This is a genomic window from Armatimonas sp., from assembly GCF_031410135.1.
GTDB lineage: Bacteria > Armatimonadota > Armatimonadia > Armatimonadales > Armatimonadaceae > Armatimonas.
The window spans coordinates 1-2035 of sequence record NZ_JANNYP010000865.1; the positions used below are offsets into that span (position 1 = coordinate 1).

A 2035-nucleotide genomic window follows, 5' to 3' on the forward strand; every position below is an offset into this window, starting at 1 on the left:
GGTTGTTGAGCAAGGTGGAGAGACCGCTCAGATCCCCCAGCTCGCGCCGAAGCCCCAAGCCTTCTTCATAAAACGTCCGTGCAGCCGCGTAGTTCTTCTGGTCAAAGGCGATGAGTCCCCTCAACTGAAGCGCGTTAGCAATGCCCTTTTTATCACCCAGTGCCCTCCGGATAACCAGGCTTTGCTGGCTGTAGTGCTCCGCAAGCGTATATTCTGCTTGAAAGTTCACCAGGGCCCCGGCTCCGTAGAGCGCATCGGCGCGGGCAGGAGTATGAGACTGACCTTCGGGAAGTGAGAGTACTTTCTCGTACCAGTCACGTCCCTCCGTGATGTAGCCACGGATCCACCAGAACTTCATCAGTGCCCCAGCCAGGGCTTGGACAGGCTCGGCGTGACCACGACAAGTCGTGCCAAACGCGAGTGCCGTACGCGCGTTGCCGTTCTCCTGCTCCAGCCGCTCGTACCAGAATTTCTGAGCCGGGCCGGTTAGCTTCGGGTTGACGTCCCGGGTAAAGGCGAGAAAGTACTGCAGATGCCTCCCCTGAACCCTCTCCTGCTCGCCGCTCTCTTCGAGGCGCTCCCAGGCGAACTGACGGATTGTCTCCAATAAACGAAAGCGGGTCGTGTCGGAGATCTGCTCCACGACGACCAGCGACTTATCCACGAGGTTGTAGAGTAAATCTAAGGTATCGGGGGAGCGGTGCACGGCCTCGACGGCATCGAGTGTCCAGCAGCCGCGAAACACCGAGAGGGCGCAGAGCAGGCGCTTCTGCTCTGCCGATAGGAGCTGCCAGCTCCAGCGCAGTGTTGCCTCTAAGCTCTTTTGGCGCGGGTTGAGATCGCGGCGACGCCCTTCCAGCCAGAGCACTTCTTTCTCCAGACGCTCGCGAAGCTCCGGAAGCGTCAGAACGCGCACCCAGGCGGCGGCCAGCTCGATGGCAAGAGGTAAGCCGTCCAGTAGCGTGCAGATTGCTTCAATCTCGGCTTTGTTCCCGGCGTGGAGCGTGAAGTCGGGGCGGACGGCACGAGCGCGATCCACGAAAAGCTCCACGCCGGTTGCGCCTACAAGGGGTTCGAGAGCTACCTGCTGCTCCCCTTCCATGCCAAGCGGCTGGCGTGAGGTGGCGAGGAAGACTAAATCAGGGCACGACTCCAGCAGCGCTCTCACAATCCGCGCCGGGCCAAAGCGTGACTTTTCCGCATCGTCGCTGTCGTCCCCATCCCGGCTCTCCGCAGGTAGCAGGTGCTCCAGGTTATCCAGCAAGATCAGCACACGGCCTGGGATGGCGTTGATCGTGGTCACGAGCTGCGCCAGCGGATCGGCGGCGGGCGCGGCATCGGTGAGGGCGCGGCGTAGGGTCGGCAGGATCAGCGAGGGCAAGGGAAGCTCGGCGAGCGAGGCAAAGACGACACGGGTGAACGCTTTTTGCTCCTGGCTTGCCCGTGCGACTTCGAGGGCAAGGCGGGTCTTGCCCACGCCGCCGGGGCCGAGCAGGGTCACCAAACGCGCCATCTGTAGCTGCTCCGCGATGGCAACGCGCTCTGGCTCACGGCCTAGAAATCGGGAGAACGCTACGGGCAGCGAGTGGACAATCGGGGCGGTTGCGGCAATGGGCGTTTCGGCAACCGAGACCTCGGGCAAGCTCTCCAGCGCTTCTCTCGCTTGCTCGGCGAGGGCTTCGAGGCGCTCTTGCTCCTCGATTGCCCAGTCGTCGTAGATACCGGGAAACGGTGGTGCCCAGAGGGCGAGTGCCTCGCTCAGTGCCGTGTGCCGCTCCGCTGTCTCCAGCCGGGTCAGGAGGCCACGCTTCACGAGTGCTTCAAAGCGCTGCGCGTCCACTCTGATCCCTTCAGGGTTCAGCTGGATGGTCGAGTGGTTGGCGTCAAAGAGGCTCTTCCCCCCTTCGGGTTCGAGCTGGCGCTTCAGCATCGAGAGCGCCTTGCTCTGGTTGTTGCGCCCCGTGGCAGGCTCGGTGTCGGGCCAGAGCAACTCGATGAGAAACTCACGCGCGTGTGCCTTGCCCGCATGGAGCGC

1 protein-coding gene is annotated in these 2035 nt (G+C 62.8%); it reads right to left on the reverse strand.

From position 1 onward, the window contains the following. Positions 1-2035: NACHT domain-containing protein (locus tag RMO15_RS31115; protein WP_309722472.1), on the reverse strand; the 2035-nt coding region annotated here is incomplete at both ends.